Genomic DNA, 21,961 nt, shown 5'->3' with positions numbered 1-21,961 from the left:
GTGATGAGGTAGCGAATTTAGAGATCGGGGGAGAAAAAAAGAGCAGGAAATTTCCCTTTGTTTGTAGGAAATTTCCTGCTCTCGTCACACTTGAATAGCCGTTCGCCCATTGCAGGCGAACGACTGGCAGCCTTCGAAATCAGTTACGGGCGTTCACGGCTGCGGCGCCGTTCGACACAATCACTTCGACCCGACGGTTCTGCTGCCGACCGGCCGCATTACCGTTATCGGCAACCGCATACTCCTCGCCGTAACCCTGGGTCAGGATGCGCTGGGGATCGACACCCAGCTTCGTTAGCGCCCGGGCTACCGAAGCGGCACGACGCTCGGACAGTCGCTGGTTGGTCCCTTCGCTGCCGACATCATCGGTGAATCCTTCGACCCGCACCTTGCGCTCCGGGTTGTCGTTGAGGAAGTCGGCCAATTGCTGAAACTGCCGCTGGCTGCCGTATTTCAGGTCAGCCTTGCCGGTGTCGAACAACACATCACCAAAGGTCACGACCTGGCCACGATCGGTCTGTTTTGCCTTCATCGCTTGCAGCGCTTTCAACTGCTGGGTGCGCACATCAAGTTGCACCTGCGTGCGTTCGGCATCGATTTTTTTCAGCCCGGCTTCCGCTTGACGGCCGGCAATGGTTTGTTCGGCCAAGGCGATTTTCTGGCTGGCCAGATACGCCAGTTGGTCGATCTGCGGTGCCTTGCGATCCTTTTGCGAGACCTGATCGGCCGCGTTCAGCGCCGTGAACGCAGATTTGGTTTCAATGGCCGCCAGCGTACTGGATTCAGGCTTGCTTTGCAGCGCGCTGAATTGCGCGCGCGCTTGCAGCAGTTGCGGATTTTCCGGTGGTGTGGCGCAGCCGGCGAGCATGACCGCGAACAATGAAGCGACAGGCAACAGTTTGAAGTTTGGCATGGGCGTGTCCTTATTGAGCGCTGGCTGGCGGGTTGAAACCGGTGACCGGGTCTTGCAGCATTTCCTGCTTGAGCACCTGAATACCGCTACGGGCATCGGTCAGTTGTTTCTGCCATTTCACCGCGCGGGATTTACGCTCGGCGAGGTTGGCGTCGGCTTCGATCTGCTCGGCCAGCAGCTTGGCCTGCGGGTACTGTTTCTCGCCCAGGGCGCGTTCCATCTGGAACATCTTGTCCTGCGCCGACTTCATTTCCAGCGGGGCATATTGCGTCGCTTCTGCCGAGACCGCACGGTTGACCGCATCCTTGGCCAGCGTGATCTGCTGCTCAGGAATCGGCGCACTGGCACAGGCGCTCAAGGCGGCCGCGATGGCCAGTCCACTGACGGCCAGGCGTACACGGGAAGACATACGGGGAAGGGTCATCAACAGCTCCAGACGTTAACTAGTGAAGTGGGCTCGGCTTCTCACCGAGACCACTGCACGTTAGCGACAGAGGTAAATGACGAATGTAGGAAAATTCGCAAGAGTGGACTGAAAGTGGGAAAAAACGGTTACGCCAGATGCGCGTCCAGTTGCCCGGACAAATGCTCCATCGCCTGCTGAAGGGTATCTACCGCTTCAGTCAACACGAGGGTGTCCAGCCCTGCACTGGCGAGTTCCAGCGCCTCACAGGCCTGAATCAGCGATTGCGCCTTGATGATCCGCGCACCGCCCTTGACCCGGTGTGCGAGGTCAGCGAGACCCGGCATGTCATGCTGAGTGAACAGGCGCATCAGTTTGGCCATGTCCTGGGCATTGCTGGTGGCCAGATCGGTCAAGAGACTGTTGATCGAGTCTTTGTCGCCACGCGTCAATTGTTCGAGGCTGGCCAGATCGATATCGTCGTCCGCACGCTCGGCGAGCGGCTCCGGTGCCGCTGCACGTTGCTGTGGAACAATGGCAACCAGGCGCAAATTCAAGTCCTTGAGGCTGATCGGTTTGAACAGACAATCGTCCATGCCGGCTTCGGCGCAGCGATCCTTCTCCTCGGCCAGCGCATTGGCCGTGAAGCCGAGCACCAGACTGCGCGGCAGGCCTCGCGCGGCTTCTTCATCACGGATCGCCCGGGCCAGTTCATAGCCGTTCATGATCGGCATGTTGCAGTCGGTGATGACCACGTCAAACACCTGATTGCGCCATGCGCGCAAACCGTGGGCGCCATCTTCAGCGTCCGTCACCCGATGGCCCAGATAGTTCAACTGCTGGGCCAGCAACAAGCGGTTGGCCGGGTAGTCGTCGATCACCAGAATATTCAGGCTGTGCTGGCTGCGCACCGGTTCGATCTCCTCGACCGGCAGGGCAACGAGCGGCTCGAGGGTTGGCAGACTCAGGCGCACTTCAATTTGCGTGCCCTGCCCCAACTCACTGGACAGCTTCAGGCTGCCGCCCATCATTTCGCACAGCGTGCGACTGATCACCAGCCCCAGGCCCGAACCACTGCGAGCCGACTGGCCATGGTTGCCCGCCTGGGAGAACGGACTGAACAACTGCGCCTGATCATCATGGGAGATCCCGCGACCGCTGTCGTTGACCCGCAGACACAAACTCAGACGCTCATCGTTCGTAGCGTCGACCTGAACGCCCAAATGAACCTGCCCGGCATCCGTGAATTTGATCGCGTTGCTCAACAGGTTCGACAGGACTTGCTTGAAGCGAAGAGGATCGATCAGCACATCGACATTGCTCAGGGCATCCAGATCGAGTTGCAGACGCAACTGTTTCTGCCGTGCCAGGCCTTCGAAGATGCGCGCCACCGACTCAACCAGTTCACGCAGGTTGGCGCGCTGCGGCGCCAGCGTCAGACGTCCGGATTCGATCCGGGCAATGTCGAGAATATCGCCGATCAGATCGAGCAAACCGCGCGCGGCGCCCGAGGCCACCTCGATGGCGAAACGATCCGTCATGCCCTGATCGGCCTTTTTCAGTGCCAGCTCGAGCATGCCGATAATGGCGTTCATCGGCGTACGGATTTCGTGGCTCATGGACGCCAGGAAAGTGGTCTTGGCACGGTTGGCATCATCGGCGATGTCTTTGGCGATTTGCAGTTCCTGCAACAGGTGCTGGCGTTCGCTGACATCGATCCAGCCGGCGATCATGCCGCAGACGGTGCCCTCGCTGTCGCGGTACGGCAGCATCCAGTGGTAGATCGTCAGGTGTCGACCGTCCGCCAGCGTGAGGCTGCGGTCGTGGATGCTCGGCAACCCCTCAGCCATCACGTGCAGATAATCATCGTGATAGGTCTGTGCCTGCAGCGGATCGCTCAACACCCCTTGTGTCACGGTCTTGCCGATCACCGCTTCACGCTCGGTGTCGAACACTTGCAGGTAACCGCTGTTGCACGTCACCAACCGGCCCTGACGGTCACGGACATAAATAGGGTGCGGCGTACCATCGATCAGCACGCGCATGAACTCCATCTGATCGTTCAGTGCGACCTCGGCCTGTCGCCGCTTGCGCATCAGCAAACGCAGATAGGCGATCCAGCCCAGCGCCACCAACAACAGCACACCGGCAATCACAAAGCCTTGAATGATCATGCCGCGATTGCGCAGCCAATAACTGTCGTCGACCACCACTTCACTGCGCCAACGATTGGTCAGTTCGTCCATTTCTTCCGGGCTGATACTCAACAAGGCCTTGTCGAGGATCGAATACAACTCCAGCGCTCCGCGATTGGTCGCCAGCGCGATACGCGCAGGCTGAGTGCCGACGGTGCTGGAAACCTGCAAGCTGTCGCGGTACTGACGCGAGATCATGTAGCGGGCACTGATCAGCGAGTTGATCGCGCCGTCGACCTTGCCCAGAGCCACCATCTCCATGGCATCGATAGCGTTTTGCGCAGGTATCAGTTGCACATTGGGATACTGCTCGACGAGGTATTCGCGCAGGACGTTGCCGGCAATCAGCGCCAGGCGTTTGCCGGCCATCTGATCCAGGGTTTTCGGCTCGCCGTCGAGGCGGGTGACCAGGACAAACGGATTGATCAGGTACGGACGGGTGAACCGCAGCTCTCCCTCACGCTCAGTGCTGGGGGTGAACGCCGCCAGCATATCGGCTTTGCCACTGCTCACCTGCTTGATCAGATCGCCGACCGAATCCACGCGCTGCAGATCGAACTGCAAGCCGGTGCGCAGACTGATCTTGGCCAGTACATCGGCACTGATGCCACGGAACTTGCCGGCCTCGTCGACAAACGTCAGTGGCAGGAAATTCTCGTTGATCGCCACTTTGATGCGCGGATGTTTATCCAGCCAACGCTGTTCCCTGACGCTGAAATGCAATACATGCTGCCCGGGAATGGCGACGCCACCCACACTCCAGCGACGACGAATGCTCATGCGTTCGTCAATCGGAATAACCTTCAGCGCAGCATCGAGCACGCGCAACAATTGGCTGTTGTCGCGCGTCACGGCGAAGCTGAAGGGTTGCGTTTCCATGCGCGAAAAATCGCTGAGCTGGACGTTGTTGAGGTAGTTCTTCTTGATCAGGTAATTGGAGCTGAGCAGGTCGCCCAGATACACGTCCGCCTGACCGAACGCGACCGCGCCGATAGCGGTCAGCGTCGACGGGTACAGTTGGACGTTGGCGTGGGGGTAAAACGCCTTGACCGTTTCCGGCGGCAGATAGTGATAGAGCATCGCGACCCGCTTGCCCGCCAGATCTTCCGGCAGGTTATGACTCTCGTCGATGCGGGTCACCAGGCTCGGATTGTCGTCGGCATAAGGCAAGGAGACTGCCAGTTCCCGATCCGCCGCCTCAAAACCGTTGGCGGTGCCGATCATATCGATCTCGCCGTTTTTCAACGCAGCCAACAGATCACCGCGTGAGGCATAACGCCGAACCTCGATATTGACGTGCAGCAATTGCCCGATCAACCGGGCGTAATCGGCCGTCATGCCCTCGTAATCGTTACCGTTGCCGGTGATTGCAAAGGGCGCGTAATCGGGGCTGCTGTCGCCGAGCAGCAGCGTGCCTTTGCGGCGCAACCAGCTCCAGTCGGGTTCATCCAGCGAGGTAGCGTATTCCGTCACGTCCGAACGACCGAGCAACTGCAACGTATCCGGTGGCGGGCCAGCCATCACCTGCATGCCGGCCAAAGAGCCGAACAGCAGCAGGCCGGCCAGGCACTTTCTGACGAAAATAATCATCTAGAGCAGGTTGTTGCGCTTGGCAAAATCAGCGAGGTACACCACCGACTTGACGTTGAGTTTTTCGATCAGACGCGTCTTGTAGGTGCTGACGGTTTTGTTGCTCAACAGCATGGCTTCGCCGATTTCCTTGTTGCTCAAACCTTTGGCCAGTTGCTGCAGGATGGTCAACTCGCGGTCAGACAGACTCTGGATCAGTTCCAGGTCCGTGGCCTGGGCATCACTGCGGCGCACCGAACTGCTGGCCAGATTGGGGAAGAAGGTATAGCCGTCCATCACCACTTTGATCGCCTTGACCAGTTCGTCCAGATCATTGGTCTTGGAAATGTACCCGGCCGCCCCGGATTTCATGCAGCGCATGGAATAGAACTGCGCCGACTGCGACGTCAGCACGAGGATCTTGCAATGCAGGTTCAGTGCACTGATTCGCGAAATCACCTCCAGGCCGTCGAGCTTGGGCATCGCGATATCCAGAATGATCAGGTCCGGCTTGTGCTCGCGGGCCAGTTGCACGGCATCGGCCCCGTTGTCCGCCTCTGCTACCACGTCGAAGTGCTCTTGTTTCAACAGCATTTTGACCGCAGAACGTATGAACGGATGATCGTCCACGATGATCGCTTTAAGCATAAAAACCCCTGTAGGACACACGTCGGTGCACGATATCGGCAACGCCACGAACAACGATGAGACAACGGTCCAGACAATGCGCATGTCGAAAATACACGAGCATCACTGGAGTGTAGGAAGTTTCTTGAAAATCACTGCACAAAATCGGCGATGATCAGCGCGAGTCCTCCGGTTGTTCCAGCCACTTCAGCAGATCGTGCCCATTCATGGGGCGAGCCAGGTAATAGCCCTGGCCGATCTCGCATTCCAACGCCAGCAAGCGTTCGAGCACCTTGGGACCGCTGACGCCTTCGATGACCAGATCCATGCCCAATGACCGGGCCAGCACCCGCGTGCTGGCGACCATTGCGCGGTTGCGCTGGCGATCCAGGTTTTGAACAAACCGGCCATCGAGTTTGATTTGGGTGAAAGGCAATTGGCAGAGCAGCTTGAGCGAGGAAAATCCCACACCAAAATCGTCGACCGCCAAGCCACAACCCAACAGACGCAAACGCAGCAGATTTTCCTGAGTGCCGGCGGGACAATCGAGCAAGCCGTTCTCCGCCACTTCGAACATCAATACCGAACCCTTGAGGCCATGACGTTCCAGTGCCTGCTTGATGTGCTCCACCAATGCGTTGTCATTGAGTTGCGAAGCATGCAGGTTGAATGACAGTTCCAGGGTGACGCCCCGGTGCCGCAGGATCCCCAGCAGGCTCAGGCCTTGCTCGAGCAAATGCTTGAACATCTGGTCGGTCAGGTCATAGGCCAACACGGCGGCGAGAAAGTCACAAGGCAACAAAGTGCCCCGAGCCGGATGCTCCCAGCGCGCCAGGGCCTCGACGCCGCTGACCCGGCCACTGTGCAGTTGAAACTGCGGCTGGAACCAAGCGCGGAATTCGCCCAGCGCCAGCCCGCGACGGACCTCGTCCTCGCTGGGCAGCTCTTTGCTCACCGACATCATTTTCGGCACGGAACGGGCGCGACTGTAGCGTTGCAAAAATCGATTCAAGTCGCGCAACTGGATCGGCCGGCTCAACACACCGAGCAACTGCAAACCTGCCAGAGACGCCATCTGCCCCAGGGTGCGACTCATCTCCGGGGGCAACTCGCTGCACAGCATGACCGCCCGCACCATGCCGCTGTGGCTGGCCAGACGCAGGAACTCCAGACAATCGATGCCGCGATCCGTCAAATCACACATCACGATATCAACCCCACCTTGCAGGTGGATCTGCACCATGGCCTGTTCGGCATCCGCTGCTTGCAACACGTCATGCACACGCAGCTGGTGCAGCATTCTGACCAGCACGTTGCGGGCAAAATCATGATTTTCCAGCACCAGAATTCGTGGGGAGGCCATCGTTCTTTCATCACTCAATCGACCCGGGGAACGGGATAGTCGCCCGCGAAGGCAAAAAAGAACGAAGGACTAATCCTGCGTCCGTGTAGGAATTTTCCCAAGGAGTGCCCGCCTCAGTAATAAATGATCTGCACCACCATGATCGCTTCGAATGGCCCGACCTCGGGATCACCCAGCGTTACCATCGAGGCGGTGAACGGCACATCGATATGGCTGACGTCCGCCGGGAAATTCGCCAAAGGGAATGGTTCGTTGACCTGTACCAGGTTGTTGCGGGCATCGCGCACCTGAATGCCGAACTGGCTGCCCGCCGTCGGCAGAATGTTGTAAAGACCCTGCTGATTGGCGGTGACAAACGTTGCACCGATGTTGATTGCACTGCTGCACTTCTTTTCCAGCGCAAGGCTGAAGGGTCGGCTCGGATTGGGCGGCGAGAACCCGGTGGTGGTTTTCTGAATCACGCCAAAATCGACGATCCCCGGCTCAGGTGTCACTGTGACATCGACGGTGCACGCCGTGCCGACGATGTTCTGCAAGCCGGAAAGTTGAAAACGAAAGTTGCCGAACGGATTGCCCGGCCCGCCATTCAAGCCATAGAGGCCGTCGAACTGAAAGACGTCGTAGGTGTCTTGCGAGGGCCGCTGCAACGGCAACAGCCCACGCTTGCGGATCACCACCTGAAACGCAATGCTTGGCCTCACCCGCGAGCAGGCAGCCATGTCGGCATCGCTGGTTGCCTCCGGGCAACCCCGGGAAATGAAACCGCTGTTCACACCTTGGGTCGGATTGGAACTCCAGTCACCGTCCCAAGCTGTCACGCCGCGATAGACCAGGCCAAATTCGATGCCCCACGGCGTGGCATTGAGCCCGGCCGGGTTGCCATAGAAATAGATCGGATCGTCCTCTCTGAAGTGGATATCGAAGGCTTTCCAGCAATCAGCCGGCACCACATGAGTTTTCGAGCGCCAGATGATCGTGCCGTCCGGCACCGTGTCCGGTACCGACACCGGACCGATGTATTCGCTCAGACTGCTGCTCCCGTCCAGCGCTTTACAGGCCATCGCCGAAGCGAATTGGGAAACCATCATCAGCAGCGCCGCCACCGTCAGCCGGGTCAGCGCCGTGCGCAGCCTCACGGTTTCACACCCTTGCAGACGTTCGCCACGCAGTTGAACAGCGTGTCGGACTGACCGCCGAAGTCATTCATGTTCGACACCCGCAAGGTGTTGAACGAGGTGTTGCTGAGGGCAAACCGCGCGTTGCCGCGTGGCGCGATCATCACCGTGTCGATCGGCATTCTGGTTTTTTCCGGACCGGCGAGCAGGCCCACCACCGTGATGTGAAACGGCGTCGGGTTATCGACAATCAGCTGTTTTGCCGCCGGATCGATTTTCAGATTCAGACCCAGCGCGAGGTCTTCGCCGCGTTCGCGTTTCACCGCCGCCGGGCGATAGAACAACTTGATCTTCGACTGCAAGGCAATCTGCATCGAGTTGACCGCCTGGCTCTTCGGCGGGATCTCGCGAATATTCAGATAGAACACCGATTCACGATCCGTCGGCAACGCCAGCTCGGGCAATTTCACAATGCGCAGCACGCTGCTTTCGTTCGGCTCGATACGCTGCAACGGCGGCAGGACCATGAACGGTGACGTGACCTTCTGACCGCTCTCGTTCTCGATCCACGATTGCACAATGAACGGCAACTGCGGGTTCTTGTTGCTGACCGTAACACTCACGGACGGCGCACTCTCTTCGAACACCAGACGGGTGCGATCCGGCACCACGGCGGCGCTGGCCAGCAGCGGCAGACAAAGGCCGACGGCCAGCCACAGACGATGAGCGGTTAACACAGTAAAACGAGACATGGTGACTCCGAATTCATTGGAAGACGCGGTTACAGACACTGAGCAGGCTTGGCGACGTTGGTCACCACGTCTTCCTCAGGGAGTTTGGCCAGGCTGCATTGGCCGGCGTCATCCCAACGCGCTACCAGTTCAGCCCCTGCCTTGATGCCCAATAGATAAGTGACGCCCGCCTCGCCGACGATGCCCACTTCCTTGTTGGTGTTTTTGTCTTGCACCGATGCGCCGAACGGCACCGGTTTGCCATCAACACGGGTCAACACCACGAATGCGTTGTGGCCCTGGCCCGTGGCGAAATTGACGTAGCCGATGGCACCCTCGGTCAGCGCCAGACGCTGGATCGGGTTGGAGACTTGGGTGTTGAGCGGCAGCTTTTCGACGTTGACCCGCGCTTCGTACGCCTGAAACGACGGCAAGCCGTCCATCACCGCGTAGCCCTCGCCGTTGGTGCGGGTTTGGCCGGTGAAAGCCACGTCCGGCACGCCGTCGGTGGACACCAATAAGCGCGTATCACCGTTGGTGCCGTTGCCATGGGCCGACACGCCATAACGGGTGGCGACCAAGGAACTGTCGAGTTCGCCGGTCAGCGAGCGATAAGTGCTGCCATCGGTGGAGACCGACGCATTGGCGCGGTAACTCGATGCGCGTTTGCCGACGTAAGCGTTGACGTAGCGGTTGTCGCCGACGCCGCCATACAGCTGATAATTCACGCCTTCGCCGTCGTCGTGGCTGTAACCGACACTGGCTGACGAATTGCCGTTATCCGAGCGCTGCAAGTTGCTCGACAGCATCGAGTTGCCGCCCAGAGGCACGGTCACGCCGAGATAGATTTGCGAGTCGTTCTGTCGGCTGTTCTGGGTCTGGTAGGCCGAGACATTGACGTTGATGTTCTTGACGTTGCCGAGGGAAAAACTGCGCGCCACGGTCATGCCGAAGCGATCGGCTGCCGGTGCGTCCCAGTAGGTCGAGTGGTCGTAGGAGAAACTCGTCGACAACCAGGAAAAATGCTTGGCCACGGTCACCGAATAGCGCTGCTTGCCGGAGTTCAACGCATAGGAATCCGCATCGCCGACAAACTGCGAGAAATTGGTGAAGGTCTTGTCGGAAAAGCGATACCCCAAAAAGCGCAGGTCGGTGCCAATCGCATCGAAACGCTTGGAATAGTTGATCCGGTAGGAATTGCCGACCACGCTTTCACCGCTCCAGCGCAGCTTTGCGCGGGAGGTGGTGACGTCACCGGAGACCGCGCCGAAGACGCCGAGATCCTTACCGATACCAATGGCGTTCGCCTGATAACCCGAGGCGGCCAGCAAGCCGCCGTAAATCGTCCAGTCCCTTGGCAGACCATAGGCTGCTTCCGAGGCAACGAACTCCGGCTCAGTGCCGCCATTGCCGGTCAAGCGCGGCTGACCGGCGGACACCTTGTAGCGCAACTCACCTTCACGGGACAGAAACGGCACGGCGGCAGTGGCCACGGTGAACGTCTGCTCGGTGCCGTCCTCTTCGCGCACGGTCACGTCCAGGGTGCCTTGCACGCTGCTGTTGAGATCCTGAATGCTGAAGGCGCCCGGCGTCACCGTGGTCGAGTACAACACACGGCCCTGCTGGGACACGGTGACGGTCGCGTTGGTACGCGCCACGCCACTGATCAGCGGCGCATAACCGCGCAGGTTCGGCGGTAACATGCGGTCGTCGCTGCTCAGGGTCGCACCGCGTAAAGCGAAGGTGTCGAACACGTCGGAGTTCAGATAATCCTCGCCCACCGACAGCTTCGAACGAATCGAGGGCAACGCCCGGTAGGCGTACAAACGATTCAACTGGAACGCTTCGCCATGGGAATCATTGCTCTGGCTACCGGACTCCTGGCGTGCCTGATAATCCGCGCGAATGCGCCAGGCATCGAGGTTGATCCCCGCCGTGCCGTAGCTCTGTAATGAACGCGAATCGCCGGACGGCGTATTGGTTTCGCGGCTGTTGGCGATCACTCGGTAGTCGAGCAATGCGCCATTGAGCCCGTCGCTCCAGGCGGCAGGCGGAATGTAGTTGGGGTCGTCGTATTCGAAGGTAGCCTGCGGCAGGCTGATCGACAGCCGCCCAAGGTTTTTCATGTATTTGATCGACGCATTTTCAATGCCGCGCAGATCCACGCATTGACCGTCAGCCAGACGCGGCAGGCTGTCCAGCAACGCAGGCTTGAGACCGAAGGTCGCCACCAGATCTTCGGGCAGACAAGCGTAACTTTCGTCTGGCTTATCACCGCCTTTGAACTCGATCGAGCGCGAGCCGAAGTAACGCTGGTTAACGGTAATATCCAGCAAATAACGGCCAGGCACGGTGTATTGGGCATGGGCAAACTGTCCGAGACTGATATCGTCGCTTTTATCGATATTCAGGAACTCCGAATTAAACTCCACGGCGTTTGAATAACGCGCACAGGAGATCAACACGCAAGACACGAAAAGTTTTCGGCCGTACACGGTAAATAGCCTTTCTCAGAACTTTGACGGAAAAGAAAAAAGGGGCTTTCACCCCTTTTTCTTACAACTTGCGATACCGCGGTATCAGTTGTAGGCCACGGTGAAGTTGGCAACGCTGTCTGCTTCACCGGTGGTGACGGTCGCAGCGGTGGCTTCATACATGGCAGCGAACGTCACGGTGTTGTTGCCGTTTTGCAGCACAACCGGAGCGACCTGCTCGGTGCCGTTGTCGAGCATTTCGCCGGCGCTGGCCTGCAGACGGATGCCGACGTTCTGCGCCAGACCGGTGGTGGCGAACAGGCCCGGAACCGCTGGATCCTGCACACCGCTGAAGGTGAAGCGCGCGTTCTTCTGGGTGGTGGTGTCGCAGTCGGTCAGGATGATGTCGAACTTGACCGGGGTCGAACGGCTGCCGATGGCGGTGAATTGATTCGATGGCACCTGACCCAGGGAAACGGTCTGGTCCAGAGAGCTGGCGTCGATACCGCAGGCGCCGGATACGATTTCACCGATAAAACGTACGGTGCCCGGGTTACCGGAAGCTGGCGTTGCAGCGTTAGCGAAAGAGGCGAGCCCCATTACAACGGTGGCGGCGGTCACAGCGACTATTTTTTTCATTGTGTACTTCTCTTGGGAAAGTTAATTATTCGGCCCAGCGGCCTGGCTTCCCAAAACACTTGTGAACAGGGCTTATCGGATTGACCGATAAACCGGATGAGCGTTACTGCAACTGATGGTCCCCCCCATGTTTTCGGCGATTCCTTGCCGAACTTTCCAGGTATCAGTGACATGTCGATCATGCTGTTTCAAATATTCAGGACGCCGGGCATCTCTGCTCCGGAACAAATAGTGATCGAGACCCAAGGCTGAAAATGTAAGTTCTTTCTTGTCGACATGTAGGACAATTCTCAGCAACCGAGAACGATCATTCCGTGGTACTAGGGCTCCAGAACGCCTGCACCACCAATGCCGAGGTCGAGATCCGCGCGACCAGTGCATCGAGTTCATCGCCGTCGACCGAGGTCGTCGCCAGCGTCGCTTCAATTTCGATTTCATCGGCACCGAATGCGTGCATATCGATATCGCTGGCCGGATAGTTGCTGCGCTCCAGCTCGGCTTCGAGCAAGGCGAACACGGCTTTCTGCTGTGAGCGTCGGGCGATGACGTAGACGATGTTGGTGACTTCTGCCGAGACCACGTCCAGCGGCTGGCGGTTGATGTTGTTGACGATCGGCCGCAGCAAGGTATTCGCGGCAAGAATGAACAGCGTGCCGAGCACCGCTTCGGCGAGCAAATCAGCCCCGGCACAGGCGCCGACTGCGGCGGAGGTCCACAGCGTCGCGGCAGTGTTGAGGCCACGCACGTTGCCCTCTTCGCGCATGATCACCCCGGCGCCGAGAAAACCGATGCCGGAGACCACGTAGGCGACCACACGCACCGCGCCTTCTGCCCCGGCGAGACGGTTGGCCATGTCGACGAAAATCGCCGCGCCGACGGCAACCAGCACGTTGGTGCGCAGGCCGGCGGTGCGTTGCCGGTACTGGCGTTCGAAACCGATCAGGCCGCCGAGGATGAACGCGGCGCTGAGGCTGACCAGGGTGTCGAGCAGCGAATCGAGGTTGAGGTTGTTGATGGCTTGCATAGTCTTGTCCTTGAAACACATAACCTTTGTAGGAGTGAGCCTGCTCGCGATAGCGGTGTGTCAGTCACTGCAATATTGACTGACAGATTGCTATCGCGAGCAGGCTCACTCCTACAGGGGAACAGTGTTGGCAGTGCTGTTATTGCCAGCCAAACCGGCGGATGTAGAAGCCTTTCACCGCCTGGGTCAGCGCCATGTACGCCAGCAAAATCACCGGCAGGAACACGAAGTACAGCGACGGCAACGCCTGCAATTTGAAGTAGTGCGCCAGCGGTCCCATCGGCAGGAAGATGCCGACCGCCATGATGATCCCGGTCATCACCAGCAGCGGCATGGCTGCGCGGCTTTGCAGGAACGGTATCTTCGGCGTACGGATCATGTGCACGATCAGCGTCTGGGTCAGCAACCCGACCACGAACCAGCCGGACTGGAACAACGTCTGGTGATCCGGGGTGTTGGCATCGAATACGTACCACATCAAGGCAAACGTGGTGATGTCGAAGATCGAACTGATCGGGCCGAAGAACAGCATGAAGCGCCCGACGTCGCCCGGCTGCCAGCGTTGTGGTTTTTTCAGCATGTCCTTGTCGACGTTATCGAACGGAATGGCGATCTGCGAAATGTCGTAGAGCAGGTTCTGCACCAGCAGGTGCATCGGCAGCATCGGCAGGAACGGAATAAACGCACTGGCAACCAGCACCGAGAACACGTTGCCGAAGTTGGAACTGGCGGTCATCTTGATGTACTTGAGCATGTTGGCGAAGGTGCGCCGCCCTTCGAGCACGCCCTCCTCCAGCACCATCAGGCTCTTTTCCAGAAGGATGATGTCGGCCGCTTCTTTGGCGATGTCCACCGCGCTCTCCACGGAAATACCAATGTCAGCCGTGCGCAGGGCCGGTGCGTCGTTGATGCCATCGCCCATGAAGCCGACGACGTGACCGTTGCCTTTGAGGATGCGCACGATGCGTTCCTTGTGCGACGGCGTCAGTTTGGCGAAGACGTTGGTGGTCTCTACGGCCACGGCCAGTTCGGCATCGCTCATGCGTTCAACGTCGTTACCCAGTAGCAAGCCCTGCTGAGCGAGACCGACCTCGCGGCAGATTTTCGCGGTGACCAGTTCGTTATCGCCGGTCAGTACTTTCACGGCCACACCATGTTCGGCCAAGGCCTTGAGCGCCGGCGCGGTGCTTTCCTTCGGTGGATCGAGGAACGCCACATAACCGATCAGCGTCAGTTCTTGCTCATCAGCCAAGCTATAAATCTCGCGACCTTCGGCCATCGAGCGAGCGGCCACGGCCACCACGCGCAAGCCTTCAGCGTTGAATGCTGCGGTGACCTGACGAATCCGGGTCAGCAATTCATCGCTCAAGGCTTCATCGACGTCACCGTGACGCACGCGGCTGCACACCGCCAACACTTCCTCTACCGCACCTTTGCAGATCAACTGATGTGGCTGACCACGCCCTTCGACCACCACCGACATGCGCCGACGATTGAAGTCGAACGGGATCTCATCGACCTTGCGAAACGCCGTGCCGACTTTCAGTTCACGGTGGACTTCCACGTGTTCCAGCACCGCGACATCGAGCAGATTTTTCAGGCCGGTCTGGTAGTAGCTGTTGAGGTAAGCCATTTCCAGCACGTCATCGGAGTCTTCACCCCAGACGTCGACATTGCGCGCGAGGAAGATCTTGTCCTGGGTCAGCGTGCCGGTCTTGTCGGTGCACAGTACATCCATGGCGCCGAAGTTCTGGATCGCGTCGAGACGTTTGACGATGACCTTTTTGCGCGACAGAAACACCGCGCCTTTGGCCAGCGTCGAAGTGACGATCATCGGTAGCATTTCCGGGGTCAGGCCGACGGCAATCGACAGCGCGAACAGCAGTGCTTCAGTCCAGTCGCCCTTGGTGAAACCGTTGATGAACAGCACCAGCGGCGCCATCACGAACATGAAACGGATCAACAGCCAGCTGACTTTGTTGACGCCTTGCTGGAACGAAGTGACTGCGCGATCGGTTGCGCCGACACGCTGGGCCAACGCTCCGAAATAGGTGCTGTTGCCGGTGGTGAGAATCACCGCCACCGCCGTACCGGACACGACGTTGGTGCCCATGAACAGGATGTTGTCCAGCTCCAGCGGATTGCGCGTGTCGCGATCGGCCTGCCGTGGAAACTTCTCCACCGGCATCGATTCACCGGTCATCGCTGCTTGGCTGACGAACAGGTCCTTGGCGCTGAGCACGCGGCAATCGGCAGGAATCATGTCGCCAGCCGAGAGCACGATCAGATCGCCCGGCACCAGTTGTTTGATCGGCAATTCGCTGCGCGGCGCGTCACGGCGCATCACCGTCGCGGTGTTGCTGACCATGGCTTTCAGCGCATCGGCGGCCTGGTTGGATTTGCTTTCCTGCCAGAAACGCAGCAGCGTCGACAGCACCACCATGGAGAAAATCACCACGGCGGCCTTGAGGTCTTCGGTCAGCCACGAGATCACCGCCAACAGGGTCAGCAGCAAGTTGAACGGGTTTTTGTAGCAGTGCCACAGGTGGGTCCACCAAGGCAGTGGCTGCTCGTGCTCGACTTCGTTGAGACCGTATTGCGCGCGCAGTGCATCGACTTCGAAATCGGTGAGGCCATCGGGATGCGTACCGAGTGACGACAGCAACACACCGCTGTCGCAATGCGCGGCATCGACCAGGGTGTTAGCCAAAGTAGGCGGGACTTCACGGCTGACCGTGGTGTCGTTGATTGATTCCAGCAACGTCAGCCGACGGAAGTGCCGGGCGATGTGGCGGGTCCGCAGGAAGCCTGCGAAAAATTCCTTGAGCGTAAGTTTCATGGCTGTTGCCCCTATGGTCAGCCGGGAAACCGTCAAGCAGGTACGGCCGCGCCTCGTCCGCCGGAAAAACCGGCACGGCAAGGCTTGGCGCGCCGGTCATAAAAGACAGACGTGTCGATAGGGCTGCGATCACAACAATGAAGTCGCAATCACGCTCTGTTCAGCGTCGATGAGAAGGACGTCTAGCCATGACCCAGGACGGGCCATGCACGGGATGCCGCTGCTCGCTGTTACGGCGAGACAACGGCAGAGAAAGGCTGCGCGTTATCTTGCCGAGAATCTGCCGGTTACCGAGACCGGCCGACAACTGTCACTCGAACAAGTACCCACTGTGGGTCTCCGCTATTGATGAAAACGCGCGAAGCTTACGCCCCGATGTCTGGAGAGTAAACCCGCAAAAGGAAGTGCATCGGGGAATGTCGGGGATGTTCAGGAAGGGTTCAGGATTCAGATTTTGTGGTGCATTTGATGGCCCCATCGCTAGCAGGGCTAGCTCCCACAGGGGTTTCTCGGTGAACCCGAATTTTTGTGTCAGATGAAGCTCAAGGGTGGCAGACAGCTCCCACAGACGTTCTTCGGTGAACACAAAATTGTGTCCACAAAAATCCACTGTGGGAGCTAGCCCTGCTAGCGATGGCGGTGTATCAGGCAACGCAGAATTAGCTGGCAGTCGCCAACAACAAATCCGCCATCGAACGATGCCCGCGATGCTTGCCATGCTCATACAAAGAACCGGCAATCTCGTCCGCGCGAATCGGCAGCACCGACAGCAGCGTGTCGCTCAGACCATGGCTGGCCTGGCAGAAGCCCTGCATGTAGATGCCGGCCTTGCAGCGCTCATCGGTGATCACTTTGTAGTTGCGATCGACCTCGAACTCGCCCAGGTATTCTTCCAGTGGTGCCAGCAGTTTGCGGTGCATCTGGCGCTCGTAACCGGTGGCCAGAACCACAGCGTCGTAGTTGCGCACGGTGACTTCGCCGGTGGCGTTGTTGCGCACAGCCAACTCGATACCGTTTTCGGTAGCGGTAGCGCTCTCGACGGTGGTCAGGGTGCGGAACGCGTGACGGGCAATCCCGGAAACCTTCTGACGATAGAAGATGCCGTAGATGCGCTCGATCAGGTCGATGTCGACCACCGAATAGTTGGTGTTGTGATACTCGTTGACCAGACGTTCACGCTCGGCGCTGTTCTGCTGGAACACCAGGTCGGTGAACTCCGGCGAGAACACTTCGTTGACGAACGGGCTGTCGTCCGCCGGCTTCAAGGCCGAACCGCGCAGGATCATGTCGACCTGCACCGACGGGAACGAATCGTTCAAGTCGATAAAGGCTTCCGCCGCGCTCTGCCCGCCACCGATGATCGCAATGCTCATCGGCTGGTTGTTCACGCACGGTTGCTTGGCCATCTGCGACAGGTATTGAGAGTGGTGGAACACGCGGGTGTCGCCCTTCAGCGCTTTGAACGCCTCCGGAATACGCGGCGTGCCGCCGGCGCTGACCACTACCGAACGGGTGGTGCGCACATGTTGCAGGCCATCGCTGCCACGGGAAATGACGCGCAATGCTTCAACCTGATGGTTGTGCAGCACCGGCTCGATGGTCAGTACCTCTTCGCCGTAACGGCTCTGTTCGGTGAACTGTCCGGCAACCCAGCGCAGGTAGTCGTTGTACTCCATGCGGCACGGATAGAAAGTGCCGAGGTTGATGAAGTCGACCAGACGACCGTGGTATTTCAGGTAATTGACGAACGAATACGGGCTGGTCGGATTGCGCAGGGTGACCAGATCCTTGAGGAAGGAAATCTGCAACTCGCTTTGCGTCGACAGGGTGTTGCCGTGCCAGCTGTAGTTGGCCTGCTTGTCGAGGAACAGCACATCCAGCTCGCCCTGGGTCGGCCCGCGTTCTTGCAGAGCGATGGCCAGCGCCAGGTTCGAAGGGCCGAAACCGACGCCGATCAGGTCGTGAACGATGGGCGATGCAATTGCCTGTGTCATTTCCAGTGTCCTCTGGATGAACCCCTCAACGCGGGGATAAAGCCTGGGTGGCCTGACCGGCCTGAATCAGGTCAGCAGGTCGTCTGTTGAGTAGGAACGAGGACGATGAACGGAAATTTAACGAGGAAGGATCAATGGGCGTCCCATTGTTTGATCCGCAAGCGGCAATGTTTCATGGCGTTGACGATGTGCTTTTCCACCAACGCCTTGGAAATCCCGAGGTGCTCGGCAATTTCCGGATGGGACAGACCTTCGATCTTGCGCAGCAGAAAACTTTCACGGCAGCGCGGCGGCAACTCGGCCAGCGCGCGCTGGAGCATTTCCAGACGTTGACCATGATCGAGGGTGCCATGGGGCGACGGGGTGAAATAGCGCTCTTCACTGTCCAGCACATCAAGTGATTCGACCTGGCGCAAGGCGTTGCGTCGATGATCGTCGATGACCAGATTCAATGCCGTGCGATAAAGGAACGCTCGCGGTTGTTCGATCGGCGTGTCGCTGGAACGCTCCAGCACCCGCACATAAGCGTCATGCACCACATCTTCGGCCACCTGACGGTTGCCCAGCTTGGCGTTCAGGAAACACACCAGCTCGCGATAGTAGTTTTCCAACATGACTCCCGACCGCATCGATGCAGTTCCTGTCCTTGAGCACACTGATTCGACCACGGAACCCGCAGTAGCAAGATAGTGGCAACTTGAGGCGCGTAATTTATAGTAATTCTCATATAGATTTAAAGAGCTGATTCCACATCCCGACCAAATAGTCCTGCCCGAACACCTGTTACATGATGTTTGAGCGCCTAAATTCCCTTGTGCATTCATCGTTTACAGGACAGCTCCCCGTATCTGTCGTGCCATGCGACAGCGTTCAGCGCCCCTGCACGCCTGTGTAATTGCCGAATGACGGGCCGAACCCACTGGCCGGAACCCTGCATGAAACGTCCCCGCCCCGCCCGACGCGCCTTGTTCGCCGCCCTTTGTCTGATTCCCGTGATCGCCGTTGCCGCGTGGCAAGTCCTGCCGCCCGGGCGCGACGCCCTCGCCACGGTGCAGGTGAAGCGCAGCAATATCGAAAACAGCGTGACCGCACTGGGCACGTTGCAGCCACGGCGTTACGTGGATGTCGGTGCGCAAGCGTCCGGGCAGATCCAGAAGATTCATGTCGAGGCTGGTGATACGGTCAAGGAAGGCCAGTTATTGGTCGAGATCGACCCGTCCACGCAAAAGGCCAAACTCGATGCCGGACGGTTTTCCATCGAGAACCTCAAGGCGCAGCTGCAGGAGCAACGCGCCCAGCACGACCTCGCGCAACAGAAATACCAGCGCCAGCAGAAGCTCGCCGCCGGTGGCGCCACTCGTGAGGAAGACGTGCAGACGGCCCGCGCCGAAGTCCGCGCGACACAGGCACGCATCGACATGTTCCAGGCGCAGATCCGTCAGGCCCAGGCCAGCCTGCGCAGTGACGAAGCGGAGCTCGGTTACACGCGCATTTATGCACCGATGAGCGGCACGGTCGTCGCCGTCGGCGCCCGCGAAGGCCAGACGCTCAATGCGCAACAGCAAACCCCGCTGATCCTGCGCATCGCCCGACTCTCGCCAATGACCGTGTGGGCCGAGGTTTCCGAAGCGGACATCGGCCACGTCAAACCCGGCATGACCGCCTACTTCACCACCCTCAGCGGCGGCAGCCGGCGCTGGAGCAGCACGGTTCGGCAGATTCTGCCGGTACCGCCGCGCCCCCTCGAACAGAACCAGGGTGGCAGCCCTACCAGCGGTCGCAGCGGCAGCGAACGCGTGGTGCTCTACACCGTGTTGCTCGACGTCGACAACGCCGACAACAGCCTGATGACCGACATGACCGCGCAGGTGTTTTTTGTGGCGCAACAAGCGCAAGACACCCTGACCGTGCCGACCGCCGCCCTGCAACCCGGCTCACGCCCGCAGTGGCAACGGGCGCAGATCGTCGCCGCCAACGGCGAAGTCCAGGCGCGTGACGTGCGCACCGGCATCAGCGACCGCTTGCGCACACAAGTGCTTGAAGGCCTGGTCGAAGGCGATCACATCCTCAGCGCGCCGGCCAACGGCAGCGGAGGTTGAATGCAAACCCCACTGATTGACCTGCGGCAGATCCGCAAATCCTACGGCGGCAATGACAGCCCGCTGGTGGAAGTATTACGCGGCATCGACCTGTCGATTCATGCTGGCGAGTTCGTCGCCATCGTCGGCGCATCCGGCTCCGGCAAGTCGACATTGATGAATATCCTCGGCTGCCTCGACCGCCCTACCAGCGGTGAATACCGTTTTGCCGGTGAAGACGTCGCCCGACTCGACACCGATGAACTGGCCTGGCTGCGCCGCGAAGCGTTCGGTTTTGTGTTCCAGGGTTATCACCTGATTCCGTCCGGCTCCGCCCAGGAAAACGTCGAGATGCCGGCCATCTATGCCGGCACTCCGGCCGCCGAACGCCACGCACGGGCCAATGCCTTGCTGGAGCGGCTCGGCCTCGGCAGCCGCACCGGCAACCGCCCGCATCAACTCTCCGGCGGTCAGCAGCAGCGGGTATCGATTGCCCGGGCCCTGATGAACGGAGGCCACATCATTCTCGCCGACGAACCCACCGGCGCCCTCGACAGCCACAGCGGCGCCGAGGTCATGACCCTGCTCGACGAACTCGCCGGTCAGGGCCATGTGGTGATTCTCATCACCCACGACCGCGAAGTCGCGCAGCGGGCCAAACGCATCATCGAGATTCGTGATGGCCTGATCATCAGCGACACCGCCGAGCACCCGTCAGCCCCGCCCCGCAGCGCCAACCCCGGCGCCTTGCAAGCCGTGGATCTGCGCCAGCGCCTGAGCACCGGCAGCACCCAGACCGGCGCGTGGAAAGGTGAGCTGGTCGACGCCGTGCAAGCAGCGTGGCGAGTCATGTGGATCAACCGCTTTCGCACCGCGCTGACACTGCTGGGGATCGTCATCGGTGTGGCCTCGGTGGTGGTGATGCTGGCGGTGGGCGAAGGCAGCAAACGCCAGGTGATGGCACAGATGGGCGCCTTCGGTTCCAACATTATTTACCTCAGCGGCGCCGCCCCGAACCCGCGCACGCCACCAGGCATCATCACCCTCGACGACGTCGCCGAGCTGGCCGCCCTGCCCCAGGTTGAACGCATCATGCCGGTCAACGGTTCGACCGCCGGCGTGCGTTTCGGCAATGCCGACCACAGCAGTTACGTCGGTGGAAACGACACCAATTTTCCAATCATTTTCAATTGGCCGGTGGTCCAGGGCAGCTACTTCAGCCAAGCCGATGAAGACAGCGCCGCCGCCGTCGCCGTGATCGGCACCAAGGTGCGCGACAAACTGCTCAAGGATGTCGCCGACCCGATTGGCCAATACATCCTGATCGAAAACGTACCGTTTCAGGTGCTCGGTGTTCTGGCGGAAAAGGGCTCAAGCTCGGGCGATTCCGACAGCGACAATCGCATCGCCGTACCCTACTCGGCAGCCAGCACACGCCTGTTCGGCAGCCGTAATCCGGAGTACGTGGTAATCGCCGCCAAGGATGCACGCAAAGTCAAAGACGCCGAGCAGGCGATCGAACAGGCAATGCTGCGCCGGCACAACGGCAAGAAGGATTTCGAACTGACCAACAATGCCGCGATGATCCAGGCTGAAGCGCGCACGCAAGGCACACTGTCGCTGATGCTCGGCGCCATTGCTGCGATCTCGTTGCTGGTCGGCGGCATCGGCGTGATGAACATCATGCTCATGACCGTGCGCGAACGCACCCGGGAAATCGGTATTCGCATGGCCACGGGCGCCCGACAGCGTGACATCCTGCGCCAGTTTCTCACTGAAGCGGTGATGCTCTCGGTGGTCGGCGGTATTGCCGGCATCAGCCTGGCGATGCTGGTCGGCGGCGTCCTGTTGTTCAGCGGCATAGCGATCGCATTTCAATGGCTGGCCGTGATCGGCGCCTTTGCCTGCGCACTGGTCACCGGCGTCCTCTTCGGCTTCATGCCTGCCCGCAAGGCTGCCCGGCTCGACCCGGTCACGGCCCTTACCAGTGAATGATC

At 59.5% G+C, this 21,961-nt stretch carries 15 protein-coding genes; 2 read left to right on the top strand and 13 right to left on the bottom strand.

Features of this window, described 5'->3' with window-relative positions:
- Positions 1 to 139: 139 nt before the first annotated feature.
- From AC3Y64_RS09805 to AC3Y64_RS09745, 13 genes are all read right to left on the bottom strand, one after another.
- Positions 140 to 913: an OmpA family protein gene (locus AC3Y64_RS09805; RefSeq protein ID WP_489987270.1), complete on the bottom strand. Its 774-nt coding sequence runs from the start codon at positions 911 to 913 to the stop codon at positions 140 to 142.
- Between the two features lie 10 nt (positions 914 to 923).
- On the bottom strand, positions 924 to 1,337 hold the full coding sequence (locus AC3Y64_RS09800; RefSeq protein ID WP_489987269.1) for a DUF4398 domain-containing protein: 414 nt from the start codon (positions 1,335 to 1,337) through the stop codon (positions 924 to 926).
- A 128-nt stretch (positions 1,338 to 1,465) separates the two neighbouring features.
- Positions 1,466 to 5,101 carry a transporter substrate-binding domain-containing protein gene (locus AC3Y64_RS09795; RefSeq protein WP_489987268.1) on the bottom strand — a complete coding sequence of 1,212 codons (3,636 nt, stop codon included), beginning with the start codon at positions 5,099 to 5,101 and terminating at the stop codon, positions 1,466 to 1,468.
- Entirely contained in the window at positions 5,102 to 5,728 is a 627-nt protein-coding gene (locus AC3Y64_RS09790; protein ID WP_283437058.1) for a response regulator transcription factor, read from the bottom strand. It lies immediately after the preceding gene.
- A gap of 154 nt (positions 5,729 to 5,882) precedes the next feature.
- Positions 5,883 to 7,070 carry an EAL domain-containing response regulator gene (locus AC3Y64_RS09785; RefSeq protein WP_489987267.1) on the bottom strand — a complete coding sequence of 396 codons (1,188 nt, stop codon included), beginning with the start codon at positions 7,068 to 7,070 and terminating at the stop codon, positions 5,883 to 5,885.
- 113 nt (positions 7,071 to 7,183) lie between these two features.
- Positions 7,184 to 8,206, bottom strand: a complete 1,023-nt coding sequence (locus AC3Y64_RS09780) for a fimbrial protein (RefSeq protein WP_489987266.1) — start codon at positions 8,204 to 8,206, stop codon at positions 7,184 to 7,186.
- Positions 8,203 to 8,937, bottom strand: a complete 735-nt coding sequence (locus AC3Y64_RS09775) for a fimbrial biogenesis chaperone (RefSeq protein WP_489987265.1) — start codon at positions 8,935 to 8,937, stop codon at positions 8,203 to 8,205. Before AC3Y64_RS09775 ends, AC3Y64_RS09780 begins: the two co-directional genes overlap by 4 nt.
- 29 nt (positions 8,938 to 8,966) lie before the next feature.
- Entirely contained in the window at positions 8,967 to 11,348 is a 2,382-nt protein-coding gene (locus AC3Y64_RS09770; protein ID WP_489987264.1) for a fimbria/pilus outer membrane usher protein, read from the bottom strand.
- A 147-nt stretch (positions 11,349 to 11,495) separates the two neighbouring features.
- Complete coding sequence (locus tag AC3Y64_RS09765; RefSeq protein WP_489987263.1) at positions 11,496 to 12,029, bottom strand: fimbrial protein; 534 nt, start codon at positions 12,027 to 12,029, stop codon at positions 11,496 to 11,498.
- Positions 12,030 to 12,336: 307 nt separating this feature from the next.
- The gene (locus AC3Y64_RS09760) at positions 12,337 to 13,053 is read right to left on the bottom strand and encodes an MgtC/SapB family protein (RefSeq protein WP_489987262.1); all 717 of its coding nucleotides are present in this window, start codon (positions 13,051 to 13,053) and stop codon (positions 12,337 to 12,339) included.
- Between the two features lie 139 nt (positions 13,054 to 13,192).
- Complete coding sequence (gene mgtA / locus AC3Y64_RS09755) at positions 13,193 to 15,892, bottom strand: magnesium-translocating P-type ATPase (protein ID WP_489987261.1); 2,700 nt, start codon at positions 15,890 to 15,892, stop codon at positions 13,193 to 13,195.
- Between the two features lie 659 nt (positions 15,893 to 16,551).
- Positions 16,552 to 17,886 carry a lysine N(6)-hydroxylase/L-ornithine N(5)-oxygenase family protein gene (locus AC3Y64_RS09750; RefSeq protein ID WP_489987260.1) on the bottom strand — a complete coding sequence of 445 codons (1,335 nt, stop codon included), beginning with the start codon at positions 17,884 to 17,886 and terminating at the stop codon, positions 16,552 to 16,554.
- Positions 17,887 to 18,017: 131 nt separating this feature from the next.
- A complete protein-coding gene (locus tag AC3Y64_RS09745) occupies positions 18,018 to 18,500 on the bottom strand; it encodes a sigma-70 family RNA polymerase sigma factor (RefSeq protein ID WP_042704912.1) in 483 nt (160 codons plus the stop codon).
- Positions 18,501 to 18,821: 321 nt separating this feature from the next.
- Between AC3Y64_RS09745 and AC3Y64_RS09740 the strand changes: the two genes are divergently transcribed.
- Positions 18,822 to 19,985 (top strand): efflux RND transporter periplasmic adaptor subunit, encoded by a 1,164-nt coding sequence (locus AC3Y64_RS09740; protein WP_489987259.1) that lies wholly within the window; start codon positions 18,822 to 18,824, stop codon positions 19,983 to 19,985.
- Complete coding sequence (locus AC3Y64_RS09735; RefSeq protein WP_489987258.1) at positions 19,986 to 21,959, top strand: MacB family efflux pump subunit; 1,974 nt, start codon at positions 19,986 to 19,988, stop codon at positions 21,957 to 21,959.
- Positions 21,960 to 21,961: the final 2 nt, after the last annotated feature.

The sequence above is a fragment of the Pseudomonas sp. 4CAES_32.4 genome (assembly GCF_058136335.1).
Note: the sequence above shows the minus strand (reverse complement) of the source record. Positions and strands in the feature narration are given on the sequence as shown.

Coding starts and splice junctions, on each gene's coding strand:
- AC3Y64_RS09775 (WP_489987265.1), bottom strand. CDS start 8,937: ATGTCTCGTTTTACTGTGTTAACCGCTCATCGTCTGTGGCTGGCCGTC.
- AC3Y64_RS09750 (WP_489987260.1), bottom strand. CDS start 17,886: ATGACACAGGCAATTGCATCGCCCATCGTTCACGACCTGATCGGCGTC.
- AC3Y64_RS09735 (WP_489987258.1), top strand. CDS start 19,986: ATGCAAACCCCACTGATTGACCTGCGGCAGATCCGCAAATCCTACGGC.
- AC3Y64_RS09785 (WP_489987267.1), bottom strand. CDS start 7,070: ATGGCCTCCCCACGAATTCTGGTGCTGGAAAATCATGATTTTGCCCGC.
- AC3Y64_RS09790 (WP_283437058.1), bottom strand. CDS start 5,728: ATGCTTAAAGCGATCATCGTGGACGATCATCCGTTCATACGTTCTGCG.
- AC3Y64_RS09745 (WP_042704912.1), bottom strand. CDS start 18,500: ATGTTGGAAAACTACTATCGCGAGCTGGTGTGTTTCCTGAACGCCAAG.
- AC3Y64_RS09760 (WP_489987262.1), bottom strand. CDS start 13,053: ATGCAAGCCATCAACAACCTCAACCTCGATTCGCTGCTCGACACCCTG.
- AC3Y64_RS09765 (WP_489987263.1), bottom strand. CDS start 12,029: ATGAAAAAAATAGTCGCTGTGACCGCCGCCACCGTTGTAATGGGGCTC.
- AC3Y64_RS09805 (WP_489987270.1), bottom strand. CDS start 913: ATGCCAAACTTCAAACTGTTGCCTGTCGCTTCATTGTTCGCGGTCATG.
- AC3Y64_RS09800 (WP_489987269.1), bottom strand. CDS start 1,337: ATGACCCTTCCCCGTATGTCTTCCCGTGTACGCCTGGCCGTCAGTGGA.
- AC3Y64_RS09795 (WP_489987268.1), bottom strand. CDS start 5,101: ATGATTATTTTCGTCAGAAAGTGCCTGGCCGGCCTGCTGCTGTTCGGC.
- mgtA (WP_489987261.1), bottom strand. CDS start 15,892: ATGAAACTTACGCTCAAGGAATTTTTCGCAGGCTTCCTGCGGACCCGC.
- AC3Y64_RS09740 (WP_489987259.1), top strand. CDS start 18,822: ATGAAACGTCCCCGCCCCGCCCGACGCGCCTTGTTCGCCGCCCTTTGT.